The organism is Lysinibacillus sp. DFXJR4 (genome assembly GCF_057196045.1).
The window spans coordinates 17253-43356 of the sequence record NZ_JBXUNW010000004.1 but is presented as its reverse complement, the minus strand read 5'-3'; the positions used below and the strand labels follow the sequence as shown (position 1 = coordinate 43356).

The window sequence follows — 26104 nt, the reverse complement described above, 5'->3', positions numbered from 1 at the left end:
AAGAGAGAAAATTACGACAAACTAAAGGGGGGACCAACCATGAGTCCATTATTAATTGCAAACATCGTTTTAACAGTCGTGGTTGTGCTTTATGCAGTAGGATTGTTCTTCTATCTGTTAAAAACACGCTATAAGTTTGTGCAATTGGGGAAAAAGGTTGAGTTTGATGAAAGTGTAAAAGAACGAATTCGTTATATTATGGTCAATGTATTTGGCCAAAATAAACTTCTGAAAGATCCAAAGAGTGGGTTAATTCACGTGATGTTCTTCTATGGATTTTTAAATGTGCAGCTAGGAGCCATTGATTTAATTTGGAAGGGATTAGTGCCTGAATCACATTTACCACTAGGTATTTTCTATGGACTCTTTACTTTCTTCCAAGAGCTTGTGGTCTTAATGATTTTAGTAGCAGTTGTTTGGGCGTTTTATCGTCGCTATGTAGAAAAGCTAGTACGTCTAAAAAGAGGCTGGAAAAACGGTCTTGTATTAATTTTCATTGGTGGCTTAATGGTATCAACATTAATTGCTAATGGTATGGGGTTAATTTGGCATGGTGAGGAATTAACATATACGGAGCCAGTTGCTTCGAGCATTGCTGCTATTTTTAGTTTCCTACCAACAACTGCAGCCGCAGCTATATTCTATGTAATGTGGTGGGCACACTTATTAATTTTACTAACATTCCTAGTGTATGTACCACAATCTAAGCACTTCCACTTAATTGTTAGTCCAATTAATGTTTATATGAATCGTCTAGATCGTGTGGGAACACTAACGCCAATCGACTTTGAAGCATTAGAGGAAGCTGGAGAAAATGCTGAAAGTGAAGATGAAATGCCATCCATTGGGGTTGGACGCATTCAAGACTTTACACAAAAGCAAATGCTAGATTTATATTCCTGTGTAGAATGTGGGCGCTGTACAAATATGTGTCCTGCAACAGGAACTGGTAAAATGCTATCACCGATGGATTTAATTGTGAAGCTTCGTGACCATCTAACATTTACAGGAGCAGTGGTAACAAAGCAAAAGCCGTGGGTACCTTATCAATTCTTTGCTAATACAAAGGGGAATCAGTTAGCAATGGCGGCTGGTGCTGAGGGTGCGGTCATTGAGGATATCTATAGTCCATCTTTAATCGGTGAAGTGATTACGGAAGAAGAGATTTGGGCATGTACAACTTGTCGTAACTGTGAGGATCAATGTCCAGTTATGAATGAGCATGTCGATAAAATAATTGACCTTCGTCGTTATTTAACAATGACAGAAGGAAAAGTAAATCCAGATGCACAACGCGCGATGACAAATATCGAGCGTCAAGGAAATCCTTGGGGCTTAAACCGTAAAGAGAAAGAAAATTGGCGTGACCTTGATCCAACAATCCATATTCCAACAGTCAAAGAGCTGAAAAAATCTGGTGAGGAAATGGACTATTTATTATGGGTAGGCTCAATGGGCGCATTTGATAATCGCTCACAAAAAATTGCCTTAGCCTTCTGTCGCCTATTAAATGAGGCAGGCGTGAAATTTGCGATTTTAGGAAATAAAGAGAAAAATTCAGGGGATACACCTCGTCGTTTAGGAAATGAATTTTTATTCCAAGAGCTTGCGACAGCGAATATTGACGAATTTGAGAAGAACGATGTGAAGAAAATTGTAACAATCGATCCTCATGCTTACAATATCTTCAAAAATGAATATCAAGACTTTGGCTGGAAGGGTGAAGTTTATCACCACACAGAGCTGTTGAATCAGCTAATTGATGAAAATCGACTTGCCTTGAATTATGAAGTTCATGAAACAATTGTATTCCATGATTCTTGTTACTTAGGTCGTTATAACGATGTTTATGATGCACCACGTGAGATACTGCGAGGTATTCCAGGCGTGAAACTTGTAGAAATGGAGCGTAATCGTGAAACGGCTATGTGCTGTGGTGCAGGTGGTGGCTTAATGTGGATGGAAGAACATGTTGGTAACCGTATTAATGTTGCACGTACAGAGCAGGCTTTAGCAACGAATGCATCAGTTATTTCATCGGGCTGTCCATACTGCTTAACGATGCTTGAGGATGGTACAAAGGCAAAAGAAGTTGAGGATACAATTGGAACATTCGATGTTGCAGAGCTATTAGAGCGATCTGTGTTTGGTGAAAAAGGGAAAGCACTTGAAAACCCTGCTGAAGAAGCTGTAGATGAGATGCTTGAAGAGGTAGTGGCTTCTGTAGACAATGTCGAACAAGACAAGAATGTAGAAATTAACGCAGAAAATTGATAGCTATTGTAGAAATATTTTAGTTATCTGAAAAATATAAATTGCACAATAAATAATTGTTTTGTAGAATAAGATTAAATGGAAATGGGAGTGAGACTTTAAACTCCCATTTTTCATAGAGTTAAATCGAGCGAGCGTTCAGTCAACAACGGTGCTCTGATAATTCATAGAGTACGTAAAACAAAAGGGGTGTTTTACTTGAATAGAGCTGTTATTTTAGCAGGAGCAAGAACGGCATTTGGGAAGTTTGGAGGTTCACTTTCAGCATTAAGTGCAAGTGATTTAGGTGCTATCGCCATAAGGGGGGCAATAGAGAAAGCCAATATTTTACCAGATGACGTGAATGAAGTGATTTTAGGCTCCGTATTACAAGGGGGACAGGGCCAAATTCCTTCTAGACAGGCTGCAATTAAAGCAGATTTACCGAAAGCTGTAAAAACAGAAACGATTAACAAAGTTTGTGCATCAGGAATGCGTGCTGTCACACTAGCAGATCAGCTTATTCGTTTAGGGGACGAAGAAGTGATTATCGCTGGTGGTATGGAATCAATGTCCAATGCACCGTACTATCTACAAAATGGTCGAACAGGCTTACGGATGGGTGATTCTACAATAGTAGATGGCATGTTATATGATGGCTTAACATGTGCTTTTGATAAGGCAAGACCACATATGGGGAGCTACGGTAATTCAACAGCCAAGGAGTTTTCATTAAGCCGTGAGGAGCAGGATGCTTGGTCTGTTCGCAGTCATGAGCGAGCACTGTCAGCTATTGAAAAAGGTTACTTTGCTGAAGAAATCGTGACTGTGGAAATTCCACAACGTAAGGGAGAATCTCTTCTAGTTGATACAGATGAGGCACCAAGAACCGGTACATCCATGGAGGTTCTTGCGAAGCTTAAACCAGCCTTTGATAAGGATGGAACAATTACAGCAGGTAATGCACCTGGGGTAAATGATGGTGCATGTGCACTAGTAGTCATGAGCGAGGAACGTGCAGCTCGTGAAGGCAGGGAGCCACTAGCAGTAATTATCGGCCATGAAGAGCTTGCCATTGAGCCAGAGAATTTCCCGCAAACACCTGGCTTAGTAATTAACAAATTACTGAAAAAGACAGGGAAGTCATTAGCAGACATTGATCTATTCGAAATCAATGAGGCCTTTGCCGCAGTAGCACTAGTCAGCAAACAGCTAGCCGATTTAGATGCTGAAAAGGTCAATGTGAACGGTGGAGCAGTTGCGCTAGGACATCCAATCGGTGCATCTGGAGCACGTATTATTTTAACACTTGCACAGGAATTAAAGCGCCGTGGTGGTGGCATAGGAATTGCAGGAATTTGTTCAGGTGGTGGGCAAGGCGATGCGATTATGATTGAAGTACCAAAAACAGGGGGACATGAATGATGGGAATTCAAAAGGTAATGGTCATTGGTGCAGGGCAAATGGGCTCTGGCATTGCACAAGTTTGCGCACAGGCGGGCTATGAGGTCAAATTGAATGACATGAAGCAAGAGTTTTTCGAACGTGGTCTAGGGGTTATTACGAAAAATTTATCACGTGATGTAGAAAAGGGTCGTAAAACAGAGGAAGAAAAAGCGGCTATATTAAGTCGTATCAAGATGTCACTAGATTTACAGGATGCTAGTGATGTAGATATTATCATTGAGGCTGCAGTAGAAAATATGGAAGTGAAGCAATCTATTTTTAAGCAAATTGATCAAATTGCACCAGCACATGCTATTTTAGCGACAAATACATCTTCACTTCCTATTACTGAAATTGCAGCAGTTACTAATCGTCCAGAGCAAGTAATTGGGATGCATTTTATGAATCCTGTACCTGTTATGAAGCTAGTGGAAATCATTCGAGGGTTAGCAACTAGTGATGAAGTCTATAAAGCAGTAGAAGACATGACAGTGAAATTATCCAAAACACCCGTAGAGGTAAATGATTTCCCTGGTTTTATTTCAAATCGAATTTTACTTCCTATGATTAACGAAGCGATTTATGCATTGTATGAGGGTGTAGCTACAAAGGAAGCAATCGACGATGTAATGAAGCTTGGTATGAATCATCCGATGGGTCCATTAACGCTGGCAGATTTTATTGGTCTTGATACATGTCTCTCCATTATGGAGATTTTACATGAGGGCTTAGGTGATAGTAAGTATAGACCTTGTCCACTGCTTCGAAAGTATGTGGCAGCTGGCTGGCTAGGAAAGAAATCAGGAAGAGGCTTTTACGTTTATGAATAATCCTATGGGGATGGGACAATTTCAAGGAAATGTAATGCTGCGGGACAACTTAGAGGGGTGACAATATAGATGCATTTACAGTTTACAGATGAACAAGTGATGATGCGAGATATGGTTCGAGATTTTGCACAGGAAAAAATTGAACCATGGATAGCACGAATGGAAGCAGGAGAGTTTCCACGTGAGCTTCTTGCACAAATGGGTGAACTTGGATTGATGGGGATCACAACACCCGAAGAGTTAGGCGGGGCTGCGATGGATTTTACATCGTACATAATTGCTATTAACGAACTATCGAAGGTGAGTGCTGTAATGGGCGTTATTTTATCCGTTCATACTTCAGTAGGCACCAATCCAATTATTTATTTTGGAAATGAAGAGCAAAAGAAACGCTATGTTCCAAAGCTTGCAACAGGTGAATATTTAGGAGCATTTTGTTTAACAGAACCAAGTGCCGGCTCAGACGCTGGCTCGTTACAATCAAAGGCAGTGCGAGATGGCGATGAATATGTCATTAATGGCTCCAAAGTGTTTATAACAAATGGTGGAGAGGCTGATGTGTATATTGTATTCGCATCAACGAACCCTGCTGAAAAAACACGCGGCATTTCTGCGTTTATAGTTGAGAAGGGAACGCCAGGCTTAATTATCGGTAAAGATGAACAAAAAATGGGCTTACATGGCTCACGTACAGTTCAGCTCACATTCGATAATTGCCGTATACCAGCCAAAAACCTTCTTGGGGAAGAGGGAGAAGGCTTTAAAATTGCAATGGCTAACTTAGATGTTGGAAGAATTGGGATTGCAGCACAAGCGTTAGGGATTGCAGAAGCAGCTCTTGAAGCAGCTACAGCATATGCAAAAGAGCGTATTCAATTTGGTAAACCGATTGTTGCACAGCAAGGAGTTAGCTTTAAGCTGGCAGATATGGCCACTGCTGTTGAATCTGCAAAATTATTAGTCTATCGAGCTGCTGATTTACGTGCAAAAGGTTTACCGTGTGGAGCAGAAGCGTCCATGGCGAAACTATTTGCCTCACGCACAGCTGTCCAAACCGCAATAGAGGCTGTTCAAATTTTTGGTGGCTATGGCTACACTGAAGATTATCCAGTAGAGCGTTATTTCCGCGATGCAAAGGTAACAGAAATCTATGAAGGCACAAGTGAAATTCAACGGTTAGTTATTAGTAAACATTTACTGAAATAAAATCCTATGTTGCATAGTTTATATTGTTCAGGTGTGGTGGAGAATCGCTCGGGTATCCAGGAAAACTGCTCAGGTGTGGTGGAGAATCGCTCGGGTAGCCAAGAAAACTGCTCAGGAGAGTTGGAGAATCGCTCGGGTATCCGGGGAAACTGCTCAGGTGTGGCGAAGAACTGCTCGGGTAGCCAAGGAAACTGCTCAGGTGAGTCGTAGAATCGCTCGGGTAGCCGTGGAAACTGTTCAGGTGTGGCGAAGAACTGCTCGGGTAGCCAAGAAAACTGCTCAGGAGAGTCGTTGAATCGCTCGGGTACCCAAGGAAACTGCTCAGGTGAGTCATAGAACTGCTCGGGTAGCCGTGGAAACTGCTCAGGAGAGTCATAGAATCGCTCGGATATCCAAAGAAACCGCTCAGCCCAATAAATTAATGTCACACCGAGATTCAAAATCGATAATAGAATGCACTAAATAAAAAGAGCAATCATCAAAGAAGCGTAATCACCTAGAAATAAATAGTTTAGCATTAACAGAGTCTAACTAAAAAGGGGAAATGGACAATGAACTTTCAATTAACAGGAGAGCATGAACAATTACGCGAAATGATTCGAGATTTTGCTATTAATGAAGTGGCGCCAACAGCAGCGGATCGTGACGAGAACGAAGAGTTTGATCGTGCAATTTTTGATAAAATGGCGGAGCTTGGTTTAACAGGTATTCCATGGCCAGAGGAATATGGTGGGGCAGGCTTTGATTATCTCGCGTATGTTATTGCTGTAGAAGAATTATCCCGTGTCTGCGCTTCAACAGGGGTAACTTTATCGGCTCATACTTCACTGGCAGGCTGGCCGATTTATAAATTTGGTAATGAAGAACAAAAGCAAAAATATCTTCGTCCAATGGCAGAAGGTAAACATATTGGGGCATATGGTTTAACAGAGCCAGGGTCCGGTTCAGATGCCGGTGGTATGAAAACCTACGCAAAACGTGATGGTGATGATTATATTTTAAATGGCTCGAAAATTTTCATTACAAATGGTGGAGTAGCAGATACATATGTTGTATTTGCTGTAACAGATCCAGAGGCTAAAAATGGCACATCCGCTTTTATCGTAGAGGCCGGATTTGAAGGTTTCTCAGTAGGTAAAAAGGAGAAAAAGTTAGGGATTCGTTCTTCTCCTACAACTGAAATTATTTTTGATAACTGTCGAGTTCCAAAAGAAAACTTGCTAGGGGCTGAGGGAGATGGTTTTAAAATTGCAATGACAACACTTGATGGTGGACGTAATGGTATTGCAGCTCAGGCTGTAGGGATTGCACAAGGAGCACTGGATGCAGCGGTAGAGTATGCAAAAGAGCGTGTGCAATTTGGTAAACCGATTACAGCCAATCAAGGTGTTTCTTTCAAACTAGCAGATATGGCTACACAAATTGAAGCATCTCGACTGCTTACATACCAGGCGGCTTGGTTAGAGTCGAGTAGTCTACCCTATGGTAAAGCATCTGCAATGGCGAAATTAATGGCTGGCGATACGGCGATGAGTGTAACGACTGAGGCGGTTCAAATTTTTGGCGGCTATGGTTATACAAAAGATTATCCAGTTGAGCGCTTTATGCGTGATGCTAAAATCACACAAATCTATGAAGGTACGCAAGAGATTCAACGTCTTGTTATCTCTCGTATGCTAACAAGATAATACATGACAGAAAAAGAGAAAAGGCCCCAGGTACAGTCAACAGTTAAAGATGAAAATCTCATCGCCATTCGTCGGGAACAAATGATACAGGGAGCCATAAAATTATTTAAAGAAAAAGGTTTTCATCGTGCCACGACGAGAGAAATCGCAAAAGCTGCTGGCTTTAGTATCGGTACTTTATATGAGTATATCCGAACTAAAGAGGATGTCCTTTATCTAGTATGTGATAGTATCTATCATCATGCAATGGAGCGACTTTCAAGTTATGAGATAAAAGCAGGGACGATAGAAGAATTAAAAGAAATGATCCGAGAGTATTTCTTGCAAATTGATCACATGGTTGATGAACTGACTATCATGTATCAGGAAACAAAATCTTTATCAAAAGAAGCGCAGCGCTATGTATTTAGTAAGGAGTTTGAAATGGTTGCCACGTTTGAACGACTGCTAAAGCGGTGTGTGCAGTCAGGTGAAATTACAATGACCGATAAGCAAATCCATTTGGCAGCCAATAATTTAGTTGTCTCAGGGCAAAGCTGGGCGTTCCGAAAATGGGCGCTACATCGTCAGCATTCGATTGATGAATTTATTGACATGCAAATAACATTGTTTATTTCAGGTATAAAGGGGTTCTGTTAAGGGGTTGTCGGTAATTGCATAAAGCGACATTGCAATTACCGACTTTTTTTGAACTACAATTGATTAAGGGGAGAAAGTGGGGATTTCATATGACAAAGGTAGAAGTATATCGTCCAAAAAATCACGTACGTTTTGTTACAGCATCGAGTCTATTTGATGGACATGATGCTTCGGTCAACATTATGCGACGTATTTTACAATCTAGTGGGGTAGAGGTTATTCATTTAGGACATAATCGCTCTGTAGAAGAAGTCGTGAATGCTGCGATTCAAGAAGATGCGCAAGGCGTAGCCATCTCATCTTATCAAGGCGGCCATATGGAATACTTTAAATATATGTATGATTTACTGCGTGAAAAAGGTGCTCCACATATAAAGATATATGGTGGTGGTGGTGGTGTTATTTTGCCACGAGAAATTAAGGAGCTACATGCTTATGGGATCGCAGGGATTTTTTCGCCAGAGGATGGACGTGTTTTAGGTTTGCAAGGGATGATCAATGAACAAATTAAAGGTACTGATTTTCCTACAGCAACAGGTAGCTATTTAGAAAAGCTAGATATGTTAACGACAGAGACACCAGAGATTTTAGCGAATTTAATCACTGCTGCGGAGTCGAATGACGATGAAGAAACGAAAAAAATGATAGAAGAAGCTCGAAAGCGCACGAAAGAGACACCTGTTTTGGGTATTACTGGTACTGGTGGTGCTGGGAAATCGTCTCTGACAGATGAGTTAATCCGTCGATTCTTAAAGGAATTCCCAGATAAACGTGTAGCAATACTTTCAGTCGATCCAACTAAGCAAAAAACAGGTGGTGCATTGCTAGGGGACCGAATACGGATGAATGCTATCTTCAACAATCGAGTATACATGCGTAGTTTAGCAACTCGTGGATCTCGTACAGAGCTTACCGCTTCCATTGGAGATGTGCTAGATGTCGTTCGTGTAGCAGGCTATGATTTAATTATTGTAGAAACAAGTGGTATCGGTCAAGGGGATGCTGAAATTACAAAATATACGGACCTATCCATGTATGTGATGACCAGTGAGTTTGGTGCTCCAACGCAGCTTGAGAAAATTGATATGATTGATTTTGCCGATGTTATCGCTATCAATAAGTTTGAACGTAAGGGCTCTGAGGATGCGCTTAGACAGGTACAGAAGCAATATCAACGTTCTCGAGAGCTTTGGCATGAATCACTAGACGCAATGCCAGTTTATGGTACGATTGCAAGCCAATTCAATGATAAAGGCACGAATGCTTTATTTGCCGCACTTGTTAACATTATTAATGAAAAGACAGGCTACAATTGGGAAACAGGTTATGAGCAATTTGCAAAAACTCAAAAACAGGATGTCATTATTCCAAATGACCGTCGCTATTATTTGCGCGAAATTACAGATACCGTGCGTGGCTATCATAAAAAATCAGAGCAACAGGTAGTATTTGCACGTCAACTATTCCAACTAGAGGGTGCAATTGCTGCAGTGAAAGAAAAGGCTCCTGAGGATGCACTTGTCGCATCTCTTACCTCTTTAGCAGAAGGTGTCAGAGATGAATTAACAGCGGAATCCAAACGTATTTTAGATAATTGGCAGGCTCTAAAGGAAGCATACTCAGGAGATGAATTTATCACAAAGGTTCGCGATAAGGAAATTCGCACAATTTTAAAGACAACAAGTCTTTCTGGAACAAAAATTCCAAAGGTTTCCTTACCGAAATTTGAGGACTATGGTGAAATTCTACGCTGGGTTTATAAAGAAAATGTACCTGGTGAATTCCCATATACAGCAGGTGTATTCCAATTTAAACGTGAAGGGGAAGATCCAAAGCGACAATTCGCTGGTGAGGGAACTCCAGAGCGAACAAACAAACGATTCCATTATCTATCGAAGGATGATGATGCAAAACGTTTATCTACAGCTTTTGATTCGGTAACACTCTATGGCGAAGATCCAGATTATCGACCAGATATTTATGGAAAGGTTGGGGAATCAGGTGTTTCTATATGTACGTTAGAGGATATGAAGAAGCTTTATGCGGGCTTTGATTTATGTGCTCCGTCAACATCAGTATCCATGACAATTAATGGTCCAGCACCAATTATTTTAGCAATGTTTATGAATACGGCTATTGATCAACAAGTGAAACTACGTGAGAAAGAACTTAGTCGACCTTTGACAGTTGAAGAATTTACAGAGACACGAGAGAAAACATTGCAGGTTGTGCGAGGAACAGTGCAAGCGGATATTTTAAAAGAAGATCAAGGGCAAAATACATGTATTTTTTCAACAGAGTTTGCCTTACGTATGATGGGAGATATTCAACAATACTTCATTGACCATAAGGTTCGTAATTATTACTCAGTATCCATTTCTGGCTATCATATTGCCGAAGCTGGTGCAAATCCAATTTCACAATTGGCCTTTACATTGGCGAATGGCTTTACGTATGTAGAATATTATTTAAGTCGCGGTATGAATATTAATGACTTTGCACCAAATCTGTCATTCTTCTTCTCGAATGGACTTGACCCAGAGTACACGGTTATTGGACGTGTTGCTCGTAGAATTTGGGCAGTGGTAATGCGTGATAAGTACAACGCTAATGAACGTGCACAAAAATTAAAGTACCATATTCAAACATCTGGACGCAGCTTGCATGCACAGGAGATTGATTTTAATGATATTCGTACAACATTACAGGCACTTATGGCATTACAGGATAACTGTAATTCATTGCATACAAATGCCTATGATGAAGCCATTACAACACCTACTGAAGAGTCAGTTCGTCGAGCGATGGCTATTCAGATGATCATTACAAAAGAGCATGGTTTAGCGAAAAATGAAAACCCACTGCAAGGGGCATTTATCGTGGAAGAGTTAACAGATCTTGTAGAAGAAGCCGTTCTGGAAGAATTTGATCGCATAAATGATCGTGGTGGCGTGCTAGGCGCAATGGAAACACAATATCAACGTGGTAAAATCCAAGAGGAATCCATGTACTATGAAATGTTGAAACATTCTGGTGAGCTACCGATTATCGGTGTCAACACATATTTGAATCCGAATCCACCTTCCGATGCGGATATAGATAATATGGAAATTGCACGTGCGTCCACAGAAGAAAAAGAGACGCAAATCCATAATTTACAGGAATTCTGGAAGCAACATGAAAGTGAATCAGAAGCAGCTATTACTCGCTTACAGGAAGTAGCTGTTAACAACGGTAATATTTTTGCAGAGCTAATGGAAACAGTAAAAGTAGCAAGTTTAGGACAAATTACGAAAGCTTTATATGAGGTAGGGGGACAATATCGTCGTAATATGTAATTTGCAAATATGCATATCCTCTTACTTATTAGCATTTATTCTTTAAAATGCTTCTGTAGTTTTAAGTGTCTAGTCTTAGGATTAGGCACTTCTTTTTATTTTCGTTATAATAGAACTGTAAAAAAAGGGGAGGCGCAGTAGAGGATGAAATCAGCTTTTCACTTCATTATTATTTTAGCTTTAGTGTTGGGAGTCATTTTCCTGTATAATAAGCAAATTGGCGCTGTTCCTTTACTAATTCTATCTATATATTTATTTTACCTTGGGATAAAAAAAATACATGATATAAAAAACAGTAATTGAAGCTAGCAAAGAGGATAAAACTTTGTATATAATGGGTATTATGCTTATGATATGGAAAGTTACTTTTGTGCGGTCTTTTTTTGCTGCGCTCCGAAAATAAAGCAATAAAAACGTCCATTGTGATGAGAGAAAGGAAGTGCACGAATTGAATTTTCGTGAAATGACAAAGGAACAATTAGCGGAAGAATCGTTAATTAACTTAGCTTATGTAATTTTAAATGAAAAACGTGCCTCAGTGTCTTTTAATGACTTACTAACAATCATTCAGGAGCTTGTAGGCTATAGTAATGAAGAAATCAAAGCACGCCTACTACAATTTTACACAGATATGAATGTAGATGGTCGCTTCTTATACAATCAAGAGACAGGTTGGGGTTTACGCGAATGGTTTAAAGTTGAGCAAATTGAGGAAGAGACAGCTCCTTCTGTGAAAACGCATAAGAAAAAATCTAAAGCTGCCCTTGACGAGGATGATTTGGATGAGGATCTGGATCTAGATGAAGAAGATATTGACTTTGATGAAGATTATGAAGAATTTGTTGAAGAAGACGAAGTTGAGGAAGAAGATAAAGAAGACATTGATTTTGACGATGAGGAACTAGAGGACATCGATGAAGAAATAGATGAAGACTTTATCGAAGAAGATGACGATGAGGAATTCGACGAAGAAGAGGAAGAAATTTAATTTTTCTATCTTTTATGCCCATGGTAATAATTCTTGACTTCTATCTCGGTTACGTTTAATCTTTTACTTGGGCTCCTTAAAAAAGGAGAAAGACCGTGTATGTAATACGCTCCCCCTGCAAACCTATGCAGGAGGGGCGTTTTTTTGTTGTTAACTTTATCTTCATTCAGCAAATATTTTGGTATCGAAAGCATAGCGGCAGATACAGAAGTCTCCACCTCTACAGGTGGTGAGATGAATGCGGTATTGGTTCCTTTTCAGTGAGTGTCCAAACACCTACTGAATGAAGATAAAGCCTCTGGCGGATGTCACGGATTTTCAAAGGAATGAATGGTGCGGGCACAATTCAAAATCCGGACGCAATTACGCCAAGGCGAAATTGATTCAGTTAAACACTCCCAAATTACTACTGACATGAATATAAATGTTCCAAATACTTCATGATGTATAGTAATCGGTGACTGAATAAATGTTAGCAATCAATTTTTAAAAGGAAAGTAGAAAAGAGATAGAAACGATTAAGCTTCGAATCGACTACACTTTTTTGTAGACATTCTCGGCTTTTCTTATTTTTAGGTATAAGTATTTCTTTACCGAGACATTTACGCTAAGATACTTAGTTATTAACACAGCGTCTATGCACTTTTCTTACTTGCAATTTTTAGAACATCATAAGGAGGAATTTTTTCATGACAAAGTATATTTTTGTAACAGGCGGGGTTGTGTCATCGCTTGGAAAAGGGATTGTAGCGGCATCTTTAGGTCGTTTATTAAAAAATCGTGGGTTAGAAGTAACCATTCAAAAATTTGATCCTTATATCAATATTGACCCTGGTACAATGAGTCCTTATCAACACGGTGAGGTTTTCGTAACAGATGATGGCGCAGAGGCTGACCTTGACTTAGGTCACTATGAACGATTCATTGATATTAACCTTGGCAAACATTCTACTGTAACGTCAGGTCGTGTTTACCAGTCTGTTTTACAAAAAGAACGCCGCGGAGATTACAATGGTGGTACAGTACAAGTAATTCCTCATATAACAAATGAAATCAAAGATCGTATTCAACGAGCTGGTCGCGAAACTAACGCAGACGTAGTTATTACAGAAGTAGGCGGAACAGTAGGGGATATTGAATCATTACCATTCCTTGAAGCAATTCGCCAAATGAAAACGAACTTAGGCCATAACAACGTAATGTACGTTCATTGTACGCTTATTCCTTACATTAAAGCTGCAGGTGAGCTAAAAACAAAGCCAACTCAGCACTCTGTAAAAGAATTACGTTCTTTAGGTATTCAACCAAATATTATCGTGGTCCGCACAGAGCAAGAAGTGCCACAAGATATGAAAGAAAAACTAGCTTTATTCTGTGATGTACAGCCACACGAAATTATTGAATCTCGTGATGCAGAGCATTTATATGAAGTACCATTAAACCTACATGCACAAGATATTGATGATATCGTACTTGACCATTTTGGCATTGAAGCACCAGAAGCAGATATGGAAGAATGGCGCGAGCTTGTAGCAAAAGTGAAGAGCTTACCAAATAAACGAAAAGTAGCATTAGTAGGTAAATATGTAGAACTACAAGATGCTTACATTTCTGTTGTAGAAGCATTAAAACATGCAGGCTATGCATTTAATTCTGATATTGAAATTGACTGGATTAATGCAGAGCATGTAGATGCTGACAATGTTGCTACACTATTAAAAGGTGCTGACGCTATTTTAGTGCCTGGTGGTTTCGGCGACCGTGGAGTTGAAGGTAAAATTTTAGCGACACAATATGCCCGTGAAAATAATGTTCCGTTCTTAGGTATTTGCTTAGGTATGCAACTGGCGACAGTGGAATTTGCTCGTAACGTTCTTGGCTTAAAGGGTGCACATTCTACAGAGCTTGATGCAAAAACAGATTATCCTATTATTGATTTCTTACCAGATCAAAATGATAATGTTGATCTTGGTGGTACATTGCGTTTAGGATTATATCCATGTAAGTTAAAGGATGGCTCAAAAGCAAAGAATGCATATGGGAAAGAACTTGTTTATGAACGTCACCGTCATCGTTATGAATTTAACAATGAGTATCGTGAAGCTATGGAAGCGGCAGGTCTTGTCTTCTCAGGTACAAGTCCTGATGGTAAGTTAGTGGAAATAATTGAATTACCGGATAATAATTTCTTCGTAGCTTGTCAATTCCATCCTGAATTTGTTTCACGTCCAAATCGTCCACAACCATTGTTCCGAGATTTTATCGGTGCAACATTTAAATAATGCAAAAAGAGTTGTCTCACATGCTGAGGCAACTCTTTTTTTAAAGCTATTTCATAATTGCTTCTTTACAATTCTTCGTCATTCATACCAAGCATTTCATCATAAGCCATTTTGACAGCTTCATAAACAAAAAGGGCAGCAATAGCATGTGGAATTACGATACGCTCACCTAAATCATTTGGTAATAAACCACCTCGTACGCGTGTTGAAATATACGTATAGGCTAATTCCGCCAGTGAATTTTGAGGATCAGCTACTTCACAAGCAACAGCTGCGAATGGAATTAATTGATCATTGAGTTGCTGTGCTAAAGCGATGGCTTCTTTATCTTCTGCACTACGGGTAAAAATGCATACCCGATCAGCCTCTGTAAGCACAGTTTCCTTTGTCCAAGGTGCTAGCTTAGTAAAACGTTCTACAGCGTGGCATGCATTTAGTTCAACTACCTGCATTTCACCAAAGCATGCGAAATAGACATTACCTTCTCCAATACCTGCTTGTGCTAGTAAACGCGCTGTTTCTTCAATAGAATCCTCTTCACTTTGTATTATTCTTTGTAATAATCCACTTAGTTGTGTTGTTAGTATTTTTGACATAATCCCACCTCAATCAATATTATATGTTTGAAGGGGCTATAAATCAAAAGCAGATAATTTATAATACTAGAAGGTATTAAGATAATAAAGGAGAATAATACATACTAAGGGAAGTTTTTGTGCAAGAATAATAACTCAAAAAGGGCGGAATGAAATGTGAAACGATTACTAATTGTCGATGATCAACAAGGAATTCGTTTGCTTTTGAATGAAGTATTAAAAAAGGAAGGCTATGTTACATATTTGGCTGCTAACGGCATGGAGGCACTAAAATATGCTGAAGAGGAAATGGATTGTGTCCTATTAGATATGAAAATACCGGGGATGGACGGCATAGAAATTTTAAAGTGCTTAAAAGAGAAATGGCCACATCTGCCTGTATTTATGATGACTGCCTATGGCGAACTGGATGTCGTTCAGGAAGCATTAGATTTAGGGGCTATTCGATATTTCACAAAACCTTTTGATATTTTTGAAGTGCGCGATGAGGTAAATAAAGTATTAAAATCTTAGAAGCAGGCAGTGGTTAACACGGCCTGTTTTTAGTAGTGATATTCTAGAGTTTCTTATTCTCATTACTTCCTAAAATATTTAATTTTCAATCTGTTGTTGTACTGCGTTTTGTGTAGAAAACAGATGCAGGGGCAACTCTTCGTTGCGTTGCACTACACTGCGGTAGCACTGTCGCTTCGCTTTCGTGCAGAAAAGAGACGCTGCCGCTACGTTGCACTGCGCTGCTTTTCAGGGGGAACCCTTCGTTGCGTTGCACTACACTGCGGTGGCACTGCCGCTTCGCTTTCGTGCAGAAAAGAGACGCTGTCGCTACGTTGGACTTCGCCATCGCGTAGAAAATAAAAGCCCCTACTTTTCAGGAGCAAGCCTTCGTTGCGTTGCACTGCACTGCGGTGGCACTGCCGCTTCGCTTTCGTGCAGAAAAGAGACGCTGTCGCTACGTTGCACTGCGCTATCGCGTAGAAAATAAAAGCCCCTGCTTTTCAGGAGCAAGCCTTCGTTGCGTTGCACTGCACTGCGGTGGCACTGCCGCTTCGCTTTCGTGCAGAAAACAAAGTAACCTGAAATGCTTTTCAGGTTACTTTGTTTTTGCTATGATTAAATAGCATATTTATGTAGAAAGAATAGTCCTAAGAGGAGGATTTTTAGTATGGCATTAGTATCTATGAAAGAGATGTTAATTAAAGCAAAAGCAGAAGGTTATGCGGTTGGTCAATTCAACATCAACAACCTTGAGTGGACTCAAGCAATTTTACAAGCAGCAGAAGAAGAAAAATCTCCAGTTATTCTTGGCGTTTCTGAAGGCGCAGGTAAATATATGGGTGGATTTATCTCAGTTGTTCACATGGTAAAGGGATTAATGGAATCTTATGGTACAACAGTTCCTGTAGCAATTCACCTAGACCATGGTTCAAGCTTTGAAAAGTGTAAGGAAGCTATTGATGCTGGCTTTACTTCTGTTATGATCGATGCTTCTCATCATCCATTTGAAGAAAATATTGAGATTACTTCAAAAGTGGTTGAATATGCACATTCAAAAGGAGTTTCTGTTGAAGCAGAGCTTGGAACAGTTGGTGGTGATGAGGATGGTGTCATCGGTGGTATCATGTATGCTGATCCAGAGGAATGCCGCAAAATGGTTGAATTAACTGATATCGATTGTCTAGCTCCAGCACTTGGCTCTGTGCATGGTCCTTACAAAGGTGAACCAAACTTAGGCTTTAAGGAAATGGAAGAAATCTCGAAATTAGCTGACCTTCCATTAGTTTTACATGGAGGTACAGGTATCCCTACAAAAGATATTCAACGCTCCATTTCATTAGGTACAGCAAAAATTAACGTCAATACTGAAAATCAAATTGCTGCAACAAAAGTAATCCGTGAAATTCTTGATAACGATAAAGTTGTTTATGACCCTCGTAAATTCCTTGGGCCAGCTCGTGAAGCGATTAAAGCAACGGTTATTGGAAAGATCCGTGAATTTGGCAGTGCAAAAAAAGCATAATTTTTGCATCTAATATGTTACGAAAGCATAGATGAATACACATAATATAAGAGAAGTGTTGATGCAACTATCGACCTTCTCTTGTTTTTGAAATAATGGTATTTTGGTAAAAATTCAATTATATGGCTCACAATAAAACAATATACCTTTATAAATCAATAAATTTTGATGTCGAGCCCAGGAGGAAATAATTATGAAATTTTTCATTGATACAGCAAACTTTGAAGAGATTAAAGAAGCACATGCATGGGGGATTTTATCTGGTGTTACAACAAATCCGTCATTAGTAGCTAAAGAAGAGAATGTTTCTTTCCATGATCGTCTTCGTGAAATTGCAGAGCTTGTAGATGGCTCGGTAAGTGGGGAAGTCATTGCACTAGATGCAGAAGGTATGATCAAAGAAGGATTAGAATTGGCTGCTATTGCTCCAAACATAACAGTTAAATTACCAATGACGCCCGCTGGATTAGAAGCGTGTCGCTATTTTGCTGATAAAGGTATTAAAACGAACGTAACTTTAATTTTTAGTGCAAATCAAGCATTAATGGCTGCTCGTGCAGGTGCTACATATGTATCACCATTCATCGGTCGCCTTGATGATATTGGACAAAACGGTGTAGAACTAATTGAAACAATTGCAGATATATTCACTATTCACAATATCGAAACACAAATTATTGCTGCATCTGTTCGTCATCCTCAGCATGTAACAGCAGCAGCACTTGCAGGTGCACATATTTCCACTACTCCTTATAAAGTATTAAAGCAACTTTTTAACCATCCATTAACGGAAAAAGGAATTGAAGGATTTTTAGCGGATTGGAATAAGAGAAAAGGCGAATAATAAGATTATAGAGTGAGCAAACCGCAAAAATTACTTTCCAATCATGAGGGAGAACGCAAAATGGATGTTTATAAAATTACAGGCGAAAATCGTCTAAAAGGTACAATTAAAGTTAGTGGTGCAAAAAATAGTGCAGTCGCCTTAATTCCAGCATCAATTTTGGCGAACTCTCCAGTGACAATTGGAGGGATACCAGAAATTTCAGATGCATGGACATTAAAGGCTTTATTAGAGGAAATTGGTGGGGAAGTTACATTTGAGGATGGTAAAATGACCATTGATCCAACTGATATGATCGCCCTTCCATTACCAAATGGCAATGTGAAAAAGCTTCGTGCTTCTTATTATTTAATGGGAGCGATGCTTGGACGCTTTAAAAAAGCTGTTATTGGTTTACCTGGTGGTTGCTTCTTAGGACCACGCCCTATAGACCAACATATAAAAGGTTTTGAGGCATTAGGAGCAAGGATTACAAATGAACATGGAGCTATTTATTTACGTGCAGAAGAATTAATTGGCGCAAAAATTTATCTAGATGTTGCAAGTGTTGGTGCTACGATAAATATTATGCTGGCCGCTGTCCTTGCAAAAGGGCGTACAGTTATTGAAAATGCAGCAAAAGAACCTGAAATTATTGATGTGGCGACACTGCTAACGAATATGGGTGCTAATATTAAAGGCGCAGGTACAAGTGTTATTCGGATTGATGGTGTTGAGGAGCTTCATGGTACAGAACATACAATTATTCCAGATCGAATTGAAGCAGCTACTTTTATGATTATGGCCGCAGCAGTTGGTGAGGGCATTACTATTGATAATGTGATTCCATTGCATTTAGAGGCAATCATTGCCAAGCTACGTGAAATGGGTGTCAAGATTGATATCGGAGAGGAAAGTATTTATGTCCCTAAAACTGACCTCAATACGTTACAAGCTGTTGATGTAAAAACATTAGTGTATCCTGGATTCCCAACAGATATTCAGCAGCCACTTGCTGTTTTAATGTCTCAGGCGTTCGGCTCTTCAAAGGTGACAGATACAATCTATACAGCTAGATTTAAGCATATCGATGAACTTCGACGTATGAATGCCAATGCCCGTGTAGAGGGAAATACAGCTATTATTACAGGTCCTAGTAAATTACATGGCTCAACTGTAACTGCCACAGATCTTCGAGCAGGTGCTGCGCTCGTATTAGCGGGTCTTTTAGCTGAAGGTGAAACGGAAATTCAAGAGATCTATCATATTGAACGTGGTTATAGCTCACTTATTGAAAAATTACGTGATTTAGGCGCTGATATTCGACGTGAAACAAATGTAGCACGCGTAGCAGAAACAAAGGAATAATGAGAGCTAAAAGTTTCGAACCAAATATGTTACAATAGAGATAATTTGAATGTTTCGGCGAAAGATCGATGCCGATAACGGGAGGCAAAACAATCATGGAACGTAGTTTATCGATGGAAGTAGTACGAGTAACAGAGGCAGCAGCAATAGCATCTGGTAAATGGATGGGTCGCGGTTTGAAAATTGAGGCAGATGATGCAGCAACAACTGCGATGCGCTCCATGTTCGATACAATTCCAATGCATGCTACAGTAGTAATAGGTGAAGGCGAAATGGACGAAGCACCAATGCTTTATATTGGTGAGGAACTTGGCTTACGTAATGGAGGTCCTCAAGTAGATATTGCGGTCGACCCATTAGAAGGTACAAATATTGTGGCAAAAGGTACAAATGGTGCTATGACAGTACTGGCGATTGCTGATAAAGGTAATTTGTTAAATGCACCAGATATGTATATGGAGAAAATTGCTGTAGGACCAGAAGCAGCGGGTAAAGTCGATATTAACGCTTCTGTTACTTATAATTTATTACAAGTAGCTAAAGCTAAAAATAAAGATATTTCAGACGTGGTAGCTACACTTTTAGATCGACCACGCCACCAAGCAATAGTAGATGAGATTCGAGAAGCTGGTGCACGTATTAAATTTATTCAAGATGGTGATGTTGGCGCTGCAATTAATACTGCTTTTGATGAAACTGGTATTGATATTATGTTTGGTACAGGCGGTGCCCCTGAGGGTGTTATTGCGGCTGTAGCATTAAAATGTCTAGGCGGAGACTTCCAAGCGAAGCTAGTACCAGAGGACGAAGAACAGTTAGAACGTTGCAAAAAAATGGGTGTTGACGTAGAAAAAGTGCTATACTTAGATGACCTAGTTAAAGGCGATGATGCTATTTTTGCAGCAACAGCAGTAACAGATTGTGAGCTGTTAAAGGGTGTTCAATATAAAGGTGCCTACGCTTTAACGCATTCAGTTGTTATGCGAGCTAAATCGGGAACTGTGCGTTTTGTAGAAGGTCGTCACGCACTTGATAAAAAACCTAGCTATAAATAAAGATTTCTTCTAAAATATACCTAGTGCATCTTTTGCGCTAGGTACCTTCTTCTAAATTTTAAACCATCCCTTAGTTTCATAAGGCTATGTTATGCTTCATTGTTTTACAATTGAAGTAATATCCGTAGTTTTGATTTTAGTAAAAAACGCTGATTGCTATGGAAAATAATAACTGAAAACAAAGCCTTTCGTAAAAATAACTTCCATGATAACCCCATTAAAGTATTATATTTTGAAAAAGACTGGAGTTGTGCATATGTCTGCATTGACAATCGCTCAATTAGAAAACATGACGTTAAAAGAGCTTTACGCCCTTGCACGCCAATATAAAATTTCATATTATAGCAAGCTAACGAAAAAGGAATTGATATTTGCTATTTTGAAAACGCGTTCAGAGCAAGAGGGCTACTTCTTTATGGAAGGCGTACTTGAAATTGTTTCGCAAGAAGGCTTTGGCTTCCTTCGACCAATTAACTACTCTCCTAGTAAAGAGGATATTTATATTTCGGCATCACAAATTCGCCGCTTTGACCTACGTAATGGGGACAAGGTGTCGGGTAAGGTACGTCCACCTAAAGAAAATGAACGCTATTACGGGCTATTACAAGTGGATGCGGTGAATGGTGAAGATCCTGAAGTAGCAAAAGAACGTGTGCATTTCCCTGCTCTCACACCATTATATCCAGATCGACAAATTAAGCTTGAGACAACACAACGTAATTTATCGACGCGTATTATGGATTTAGTAGCACCAGTAGGCTTTGGTCAGCGTGGATTAATCGTTGCACCACCAAAAGCAGGGAAAACATCATTATTAAAAGAAATAGCCAATGCCATTACAACCAATTATCCAGAGGCTGAGTTAATTGTTTTACTTATTGATGAACGTCCTGAGGAAGTGACAGATATTGAACGTTCTGTGAATGCAGATGTCGTAAGCTCTACTTTTGATGAGGTTCCTGAAAATCATGTGAAAGTTGCAGAAATAGTATTAGAACGAGCACGTCGTTTAGTTGAACATAAACGTGATGTAATTATTTTAATGGACTCTATTACTCGTTTAGCCCGAGCTTATAACTTAGTTATTCCGCCAAGTGGTCGTACGTTATCAGGAGGGATTGATCCTGCTGCCTTCCATAGACCAAAACGCTTCTTTGGTTCCGCGCGTAATATTGAAGAAGGCGGCAGTTTAACGATTTTAGCAACAGCTTTAGTGGATACTGGATCGCGAATGGATGAAGTAATCTACGAGGAATTTAAAGGGACAGGCAATCTAGAGCTTCATTTAGATCGTCAATTAGCAGAGCGACGCATTTTCCCTGCGTTAGATATACGTCGTTCAGGGACACGAAAAGAGGAGCTTCTTCTTGAGCCTGAGCAGCTTGAAAAACTATGGGCAATTCGTAAAACATTCTCAGACGCACCTGATTTTGCAGAGCGTTTCTTAAAGAAATTACGAACAACCAAATCAAATGAAGAATTCTTTGAAAAATTAAACGAAGATATGAAAAAGGCTACTAAAGGTAAAGGGTTGCTATAAAAGGAAACCTTCATAGATTGTTAGTTATACCATTAGTTCAAATATAAATCATCATTAACTAAAAAATAGTTGATGGTGATTTTTTTTTTTGCAATCAGTCAGGAATCATGATGTATGATATATGTATTGAAATTGATAATCGTTATCAATATAATGATAGCATATAATTCTGAATTTGAGGAGAGAGATATGAATTATGAGGCCTATATGCTGCTATGGCAAAATGCATATATCAAGTTAAAGCAAATTGACTATGTACAGAATACTCCTGTACGAATGACGAAAGTAATGAAATATAGCACATTATTAATAATTACTGAAGGTGCTGCAGAAATAATGATTGATGATCAACCTTATTTTGTACAGCGCTTTACTATTTTTCATATTGGAAAATCGCAATCCTTACATATTACAGCTCAAGATAAATTGAGTTATTATCTCATCTACTATAGAGGGGATATCGTTTATACAGATGCATTTATGCAGCACTTACAGATGCAATATCAACCATTCCAAACGTCTTTTTCATGTATATCAGCAAATCCTATCGCTATTCATTCTTTGCTGCAAGATATGTATATCAAATGGCAGTCCGGTTCTATTCAAGAGCATTTATCAGTAAAGGCTTCTTTTTATGAGCTTATTTATCGTGTTTTTCAAGAACTTGTGGGGGGATATGGAGAGCCTCACGAAATTGATAAAGCTGAAGTAGCCCGCCTATATATTGAGCAACACATTAATGAATCTTTATCCATTCAAAAACTTGCGGATTTACTCAACATTAGTACACGGCATTTATTACGAATTTTTAAGGCTCGTTTTGAAGTTGGTCCACAAGTTTACTTACAGCAATTGAGAATAGAACACGCAAAAAAATATCTTCTTGCCAATCAATTTAGTATTAAAGAAATCGCTGTTTCATTGGGATTTGAGGATGAATACTATTTTAGTCGAGCCTTTAAAAAGGTGACGAATATGGCTCCAAGTAATTACAGGCTGAATTATCCATCCGATATGTCCGAAATCACCATTACAATTGAGAACAGTTTTCAATACAATGAGAATCAGCTGGCACAAGCAAATCGGTTCAAAAATGAAGAAATGATAACAAATAGAATCCAACATCTAAAACTACCTTTTTTGCTTAAATTATTGGTTTTACTTTCGGCATATGGTGGAGAAAGTAAACTCCATTCCCGTAGACTTACAACAAATGAAGCGATGACAAAAACGGTCATAGATGATAGTGGACGTGAGGTAGTCATACCCATGAAAGCAGAACGTATTGTAACAGACTGGTACCTTGGTCAAATTCTAGCGTTAGATGTAGTACCAGTAGGAGCTGTAACAGCAAATTTAGACTTTGCAGCATTCTTGAAACCATATTACAAAAACGAAGATATTTTAAATGTTGGAACAGATGGTAATGTGTCGATAGAAAAAACGGCAAAATTAAAGCCTGATTTAATTGTTACTTGGAATCCAGAAGATGTAGGGAAGTATGAAAAAATTGCACCAACTATTGTATTCTCTGATACAGCCTATAAAACAGCCACTGATGAAATTAAGGCAATGGGAGAATATTTAGGAAGGCAGCAGGAAGCGGATGCCTTTATCAACGATTTCCAGAGTCGGATAGCTAAGGCACAAGAGAAAGTAAATGCTGTTGTATCAGAAGATACCACATTTACTATATTTGATTTATTCGCAAAGAAAGCCACAATTGTTGGAAATAAAAGCGTGTCGGGTGGAAGGGCATTATATCAAATTCTTGGTGTAAAACCTCAGGAAATGGTGCAAAACCTTTTCGATACACAAGATCCTAGTCTTGGGCGTTATGAAATCTCTTATGAAGCCGTGGGAGACTATGTTGGGGATTATGTTTTTGTGATAAATTTCTTCAATAAAGAAGGAGAGTTTCCATCAACCTGGACCAATCTAAATGTTGTAAAGAAAAGGAAAACCATTCAGTTAGCATCAGAATTTTATTTTGCCTCTGATCCACTTTCTGGATTACATCAAGCTGAAGATTTAGCTGACAAAATTATAGAATTTACACTAGCTAAATAATCATTAGAGTGTTCCTTGTAAGGATACTCATTGCTGACAAAAAATTAGGGAGGTAAGCTACCTGTTGTAATCAGGTAGCTTATTTACTAGATTTCACAATAAATGAAATTGATAATCATTATCATTTGAGTTACAATTATCTTTAATTAATGATCCTTTAGAGCTTGCGGACATTAAAAATAGGAGGATGCATCCATGTTATTACAGCGTTTCTTTTCTTATTACAAACCATACAAGGGATTATTTATACTGGACTTTTCCTGCGCAATTTTGGTGGCGCTCATAGAATTGGCTTTTCCAATTGTGCTAAACAAGGTAATTGATGATGTTCTTCCAGATGGAGAATTAAAGTGGATTATAATGGCAAGCTCATTGCTATTTGGGCTCTATATTTTAAACTCTATTCTGCACTTTATTGTTTCATATTGGGGACATATGTTAGGCATTAATATTGAAACTGACATGCGAAAGGAAGCTTTCACCCATGTACAGAAGCTGTCATTCCGATATTTTGATAATAACAAAACAGGGCATCTCGTTTCACGTCTAACAAATGATTTAATGGATATCGGAGAGCTAGCCCATCACGGACCAGAAGATATATTCATTGCTATTATGACAATTATTGGGACGTTTGGCGTTATGTTTTATATTGATCCAACCTTTACAATTCTTATATTCCTGCTTGTGCCAATTATTTTAATCCTAACGATTATTTTTGGAAAGCTTATGTCAAAGGCATTTCGTCAAATGTTTGGAGATATTGCTGACTTTAATGCACGGGTTGAAAATAATGTTAGCGGTATTCGTGTTGTACAAGCCTTTACAAATGAAGAGCATGAAATTAATCGCTTTAAGGTAAATAATGAAAGATTCCGCATGACGAAGCTATTTTCTTATAAAGTGATGGCTTGGAATGAAGCTATCTCAGGAATTTTAACGAAGGTTTTATCATTGTTTACATTATTCATAGGTGCGTATTTTGTGTTAAATGGTTATTTAACAAACGGTGAATTTATCGCATTTATCTTATTATCTAATATTCTATTAGGCCCTATTAATAAAATTAATATGTTTATTGAAAGCTATCCTAAAGGCATGGCAGGCTTTAAGCGCTATGTAGATTTTCTTGAAACGGAGCCTGAAATTGCTGATCGTCCACAAGCGAAGGCAATTAAGGACATTGAAGGGGAAATTACATTTAACAATGTATCTTTTGGCTATACCGAGGACAAGAGAGCTTTAAACCAAATTAATTTAAAGGTTCGTCCTGGCGAAACGGTTGCACTTGTTGGACCATCAGGCGCTGGGAAATCAACAATATGTAGTTTGCTACCACGTTTTTATGAGGTGAATGAAGGGTCTATTACAGTTGATGGAATAGATATAAGAGATTTCAAGCTTCACTCTCTACGCTCTCATATTGGGATTGTACAACAGGATGTATTTTTATTTGATGGCACAATAAGAGAAAACATTGCTTATGGTGATTTAAATGCAAGTGAAGAAGACATATGGTATGCAGCACGACGAGCACAACTAGAAGATGTTATTAAAGCTTTACCAGAAGGAATGGATACATTGATAGGTGAGCGTGGTGTGAAATTATCAGGTGGACAGAAACAAAGATTATCAATTGCAAGGATCTTCTTAAAAAATCCTAAAATATTGATTTTAGATGAGGCGACATCAGCCTTGGATACAGAAACAGAGCAAGCAATTCAACAAGCATTAAACGAGCTTTCAGTAGGACGTACAACCCTAGTAATTGCCCATCGTTTAGCAACCATTAAGGATGCTGATCGTATTGTTGTTGTGTCGAAGAAGGGAATTATTGAAGAAGGCACGCACGATGAATTGATGAACAGCAAAAAAGCATACTATGGACTGTATACCGCACAATTCGGTCTACAAATATAGAATTCAAATTGAAGAAATGACTTTGAATTTATAACTTCATACCTA

Annotated in this window: 19 protein-coding genes; 18 read left to right on the top strand and 1 reads right to left on the bottom strand. The window is 38.9% G+C overall.

Annotated elements, in window-relative coordinates:
- Positions 1 to 39 precede the first annotated feature (39 nt).
- The 10 genes from AC2CGN_RS11645 to pyrG all read left to right on the top strand — a co-directional run bounded on the left by AC2CGN_RS11645 (position 40) and on the right by pyrG (position 14670).
- Complete coding sequence (locus tag AC2CGN_RS11645; RefSeq protein ID WP_484513966.1) at positions 40 to 2274, top strand: heterodisulfide reductase-related iron-sulfur binding cluster; 2235 nt, start codon at positions 40 to 42, stop codon at positions 2272 to 2274.
- 198 nt (positions 2275 to 2472) lie between these two features.
- Positions 2473 to 3678: an acetyl-CoA C-acetyltransferase gene (locus AC2CGN_RS11640; protein WP_484513965.1), complete on the top strand. Its 1206-nt coding sequence runs from the start codon at positions 2473 to 2475 to the stop codon at positions 3676 to 3678.
- A complete protein-coding gene (locus AC2CGN_RS11635; RefSeq protein WP_429980230.1) occupies positions 3678 to 4529 on the top strand; it encodes a 3-hydroxybutyryl-CoA dehydrogenase in 852 nt (283 codons plus the stop codon). Before AC2CGN_RS11640 ends, AC2CGN_RS11635 begins: the two co-directional genes overlap by 1 nt.
- 69 nt (positions 4530 to 4598) lie before the next feature.
- Positions 4599 to 5735: an acyl-CoA dehydrogenase gene (locus AC2CGN_RS11630; RefSeq protein WP_484513962.1), complete on the top strand. Its 1137-nt coding sequence runs from the start codon at positions 4599 to 4601 to the stop codon at positions 5733 to 5735.
- Between the two features lie 73 nt (positions 5736 to 5808).
- Positions 5809 to 6030, top strand: a complete 222-nt coding sequence (locus AC2CGN_RS11625; RefSeq protein ID WP_484513961.1) for a hypothetical protein — start codon at positions 5809 to 5811, stop codon at positions 6028 to 6030.
- 256 nt (positions 6031 to 6286) lie between these two features.
- Positions 6287 to 7423: an acyl-CoA dehydrogenase gene (locus tag AC2CGN_RS11620; protein ID WP_484513960.1), complete on the top strand. Its 1137-nt coding sequence runs from the start codon at positions 6287 to 6289 to the stop codon at positions 7421 to 7423.
- A 3-nt stretch (positions 7424 to 7426) separates the two neighbouring features.
- A complete protein-coding gene (locus AC2CGN_RS11615) occupies positions 7427 to 8062 on the top strand; it encodes a TetR/AcrR family transcriptional regulator (protein ID WP_054770255.1) in 636 nt (211 codons plus the stop codon).
- Between the two features lie 89 nt (positions 8063 to 8151).
- Positions 8152 to 11400, top strand: a complete 3249-nt coding sequence (gene icmF, locus AC2CGN_RS11610) for a fused isobutyryl-CoA mutase/GTPase IcmF (protein ID WP_484514161.1) — start codon at positions 8152 to 8154, stop codon at positions 11398 to 11400.
- 448 nt (positions 11401 to 11848) lie between these two features.
- Positions 11849 to 12388, top strand: coding sequence for a DNA-directed RNA polymerase subunit delta (gene rpoE / locus AC2CGN_RS11605; RefSeq protein WP_429980237.1), 540 nt, complete (start codon positions 11849 to 11851; stop codon positions 12386 to 12388).
- A gap of 689 nt (positions 12389 to 13077) precedes the next feature.
- Complete coding sequence (gene pyrG / locus AC2CGN_RS11600; RefSeq protein WP_429980239.1) at positions 13078 to 14670, top strand: CTP synthase; 1593 nt, start codon at positions 13078 to 13080, stop codon at positions 14668 to 14670.
- A 65-nt stretch (positions 14671 to 14735) separates the two neighbouring features.
- On the opposite strand, the gene AC2CGN_RS11595 is transcribed toward pyrG, so the two are convergent.
- Positions 14736 to 15266 carry a DUF2529 family protein gene (locus AC2CGN_RS11595; RefSeq protein ID WP_484513959.1) on the bottom strand — a complete coding sequence of 177 codons (531 nt, stop codon included), beginning with the start codon at positions 15264 to 15266 and terminating at the stop codon, positions 14736 to 14738.
- Between the two features lie 156 nt (positions 15267 to 15422).
- On the opposite strand from AC2CGN_RS11595, the gene AC2CGN_RS11590 reads away from it, so the two are divergent.
- The 8 genes from AC2CGN_RS11590 (at position 15423) to AC2CGN_RS11555 (ending at position 26059) form a co-directional block, all read left to right on the top strand.
- The gene (locus tag AC2CGN_RS11590) at positions 15423 to 15779 is read left to right on the top strand and encodes a response regulator (RefSeq protein WP_286924975.1); all 357 of its coding nucleotides are present in this window, start codon (positions 15423 to 15425) and stop codon (positions 15777 to 15779) included.
- Positions 15780 to 16428: 649 nt separating this feature from the next.
- Complete coding sequence (locus AC2CGN_RS11585; protein WP_054770253.1) at positions 16429 to 17283, top strand: class II fructose-bisphosphate aldolase; 855 nt, start codon at positions 16429 to 16431, stop codon at positions 17281 to 17283.
- 193 nt (positions 17284 to 17476) lie between these two features.
- Positions 17477 to 18127, top strand: a complete 651-nt coding sequence (gene fsa, locus AC2CGN_RS11580; RefSeq protein WP_283870710.1) for a fructose-6-phosphate aldolase — start codon at positions 17477 to 17479, stop codon at positions 18125 to 18127.
- Positions 18128 to 18187: 60 nt separating this feature from the next.
- A complete protein-coding gene (locus AC2CGN_RS11575) occupies positions 18188 to 19474 on the top strand; it encodes a UDP-N-acetylglucosamine 1-carboxyvinyltransferase (RefSeq protein WP_429980245.1) in 1287 nt (428 codons plus the stop codon).
- Positions 19475 to 19569: 95 nt separating this feature from the next.
- The gene (glpX, locus tag AC2CGN_RS11570; protein ID WP_286924977.1) at positions 19570 to 20529 is read left to right on the top strand and encodes a class II fructose-bisphosphatase; all 960 of its coding nucleotides are present in this window, start codon (positions 19570 to 19572) and stop codon (positions 20527 to 20529) included.
- Positions 20530 to 20785: 256 nt separating this feature from the next.
- Positions 20786 to 22069, top strand: a complete 1284-nt coding sequence (gene rho, locus AC2CGN_RS11565; protein WP_283870713.1) for a transcription termination factor Rho — start codon at positions 20786 to 20788, stop codon at positions 22067 to 22069.
- 114 nt (positions 22070 to 22183) lie between these two features.
- Positions 22184 to 24139, top strand: a complete 1956-nt coding sequence (locus tag AC2CGN_RS11560; protein ID WP_484513956.1) for an AraC family transcriptional regulator — start codon at positions 22184 to 22186, stop codon at positions 24137 to 24139.
- Between the two features lie 195 nt (positions 24140 to 24334).
- The gene (locus tag AC2CGN_RS11555) at positions 24335 to 26059 is read left to right on the top strand and encodes an ABC transporter ATP-binding protein (protein ID WP_429980249.1); all 1725 of its coding nucleotides are present in this window, start codon (positions 24335 to 24337) and stop codon (positions 26057 to 26059) included.
- Positions 26060 to 26104 lie beyond the last annotated feature (45 nt).

What these genes read in the sequence shown, in the direction of transcription:
- glpX (WP_286924977.1), top strand. Translation starts at nt 19,570, where the DNA reads ATGGAACGTAGTTTATCGATGGAAGTAGTACGAGTAACAGAGGCAGCA.
- AC2CGN_RS11575 (WP_429980245.1), top strand. Translation starts at nt 18,188, where the DNA reads ATGGATGTTTATAAAATTACAGGCGAAAATCGTCTAAAAGGTACAATT.
- icmF (WP_484514161.1), top strand. Translation starts at nt 8,152, where the DNA reads ATGACAAAGGTAGAAGTATATCGTCCAAAAAATCACGTACGTTTTGTT.
- fsa (WP_283870710.1), top strand. Translation starts at nt 17,477, where the DNA reads ATGAAATTTTTCATTGATACAGCAAACTTTGAAGAGATTAAAGAAGCA.
- pyrG (WP_429980239.1), top strand. Translation starts at nt 13,078, where the DNA reads ATGACAAAGTATATTTTTGTAACAGGCGGGGTTGTGTCATCGCTTGGA.
- AC2CGN_RS11630 (WP_484513962.1), top strand. Translation starts at nt 4,599, where the DNA reads ATGCATTTACAGTTTACAGATGAACAAGTGATGATGCGAGATATGGTT.
- AC2CGN_RS11595 (WP_484513959.1), bottom strand. Translation starts at nt 15,266, where the DNA reads ATGTCAAAAATACTAACAACACAACTAAGTGGATTATTACAAAGAATA.
- rho (WP_283870713.1), top strand. Translation starts at nt 20,786, where the DNA reads ATGTCTGCATTGACAATCGCTCAATTAGAAAACATGACGTTAAAAGAG.
- AC2CGN_RS11620 (WP_484513960.1), top strand. Translation starts at nt 6,287, where the DNA reads ATGAACTTTCAATTAACAGGAGAGCATGAACAATTACGCGAAATGATT.
- AC2CGN_RS11585 (WP_054770253.1), top strand. Translation starts at nt 16,429, where the DNA reads ATGGCATTAGTATCTATGAAAGAGATGTTAATTAAAGCAAAAGCAGAA.
- AC2CGN_RS11615 (WP_054770255.1), top strand. Translation starts at nt 7,427, where the DNA reads ATGACAGAAAAAGAGAAAAGGCCCCAGGTACAGTCAACAGTTAAAGAT.
- AC2CGN_RS11635 (WP_429980230.1), top strand. Translation starts at nt 3,678, where the DNA reads ATGGGAATTCAAAAGGTAATGGTCATTGGTGCAGGGCAAATGGGCTCT.
- AC2CGN_RS11555 (WP_429980249.1), top strand. Translation starts at nt 24,335, where the DNA reads ATGTTATTACAGCGTTTCTTTTCTTATTACAAACCATACAAGGGATTA.
- AC2CGN_RS11645 (WP_484513966.1), top strand. Translation starts at nt 40, where the DNA reads ATGAGTCCATTATTAATTGCAAACATCGTTTTAACAGTCGTGGTTGTG.
- AC2CGN_RS11560 (WP_484513956.1), top strand. Translation starts at nt 22,184, where the DNA reads ATGATATATGTATTGAAATTGATAATCGTTATCAATATAATGATAGCA.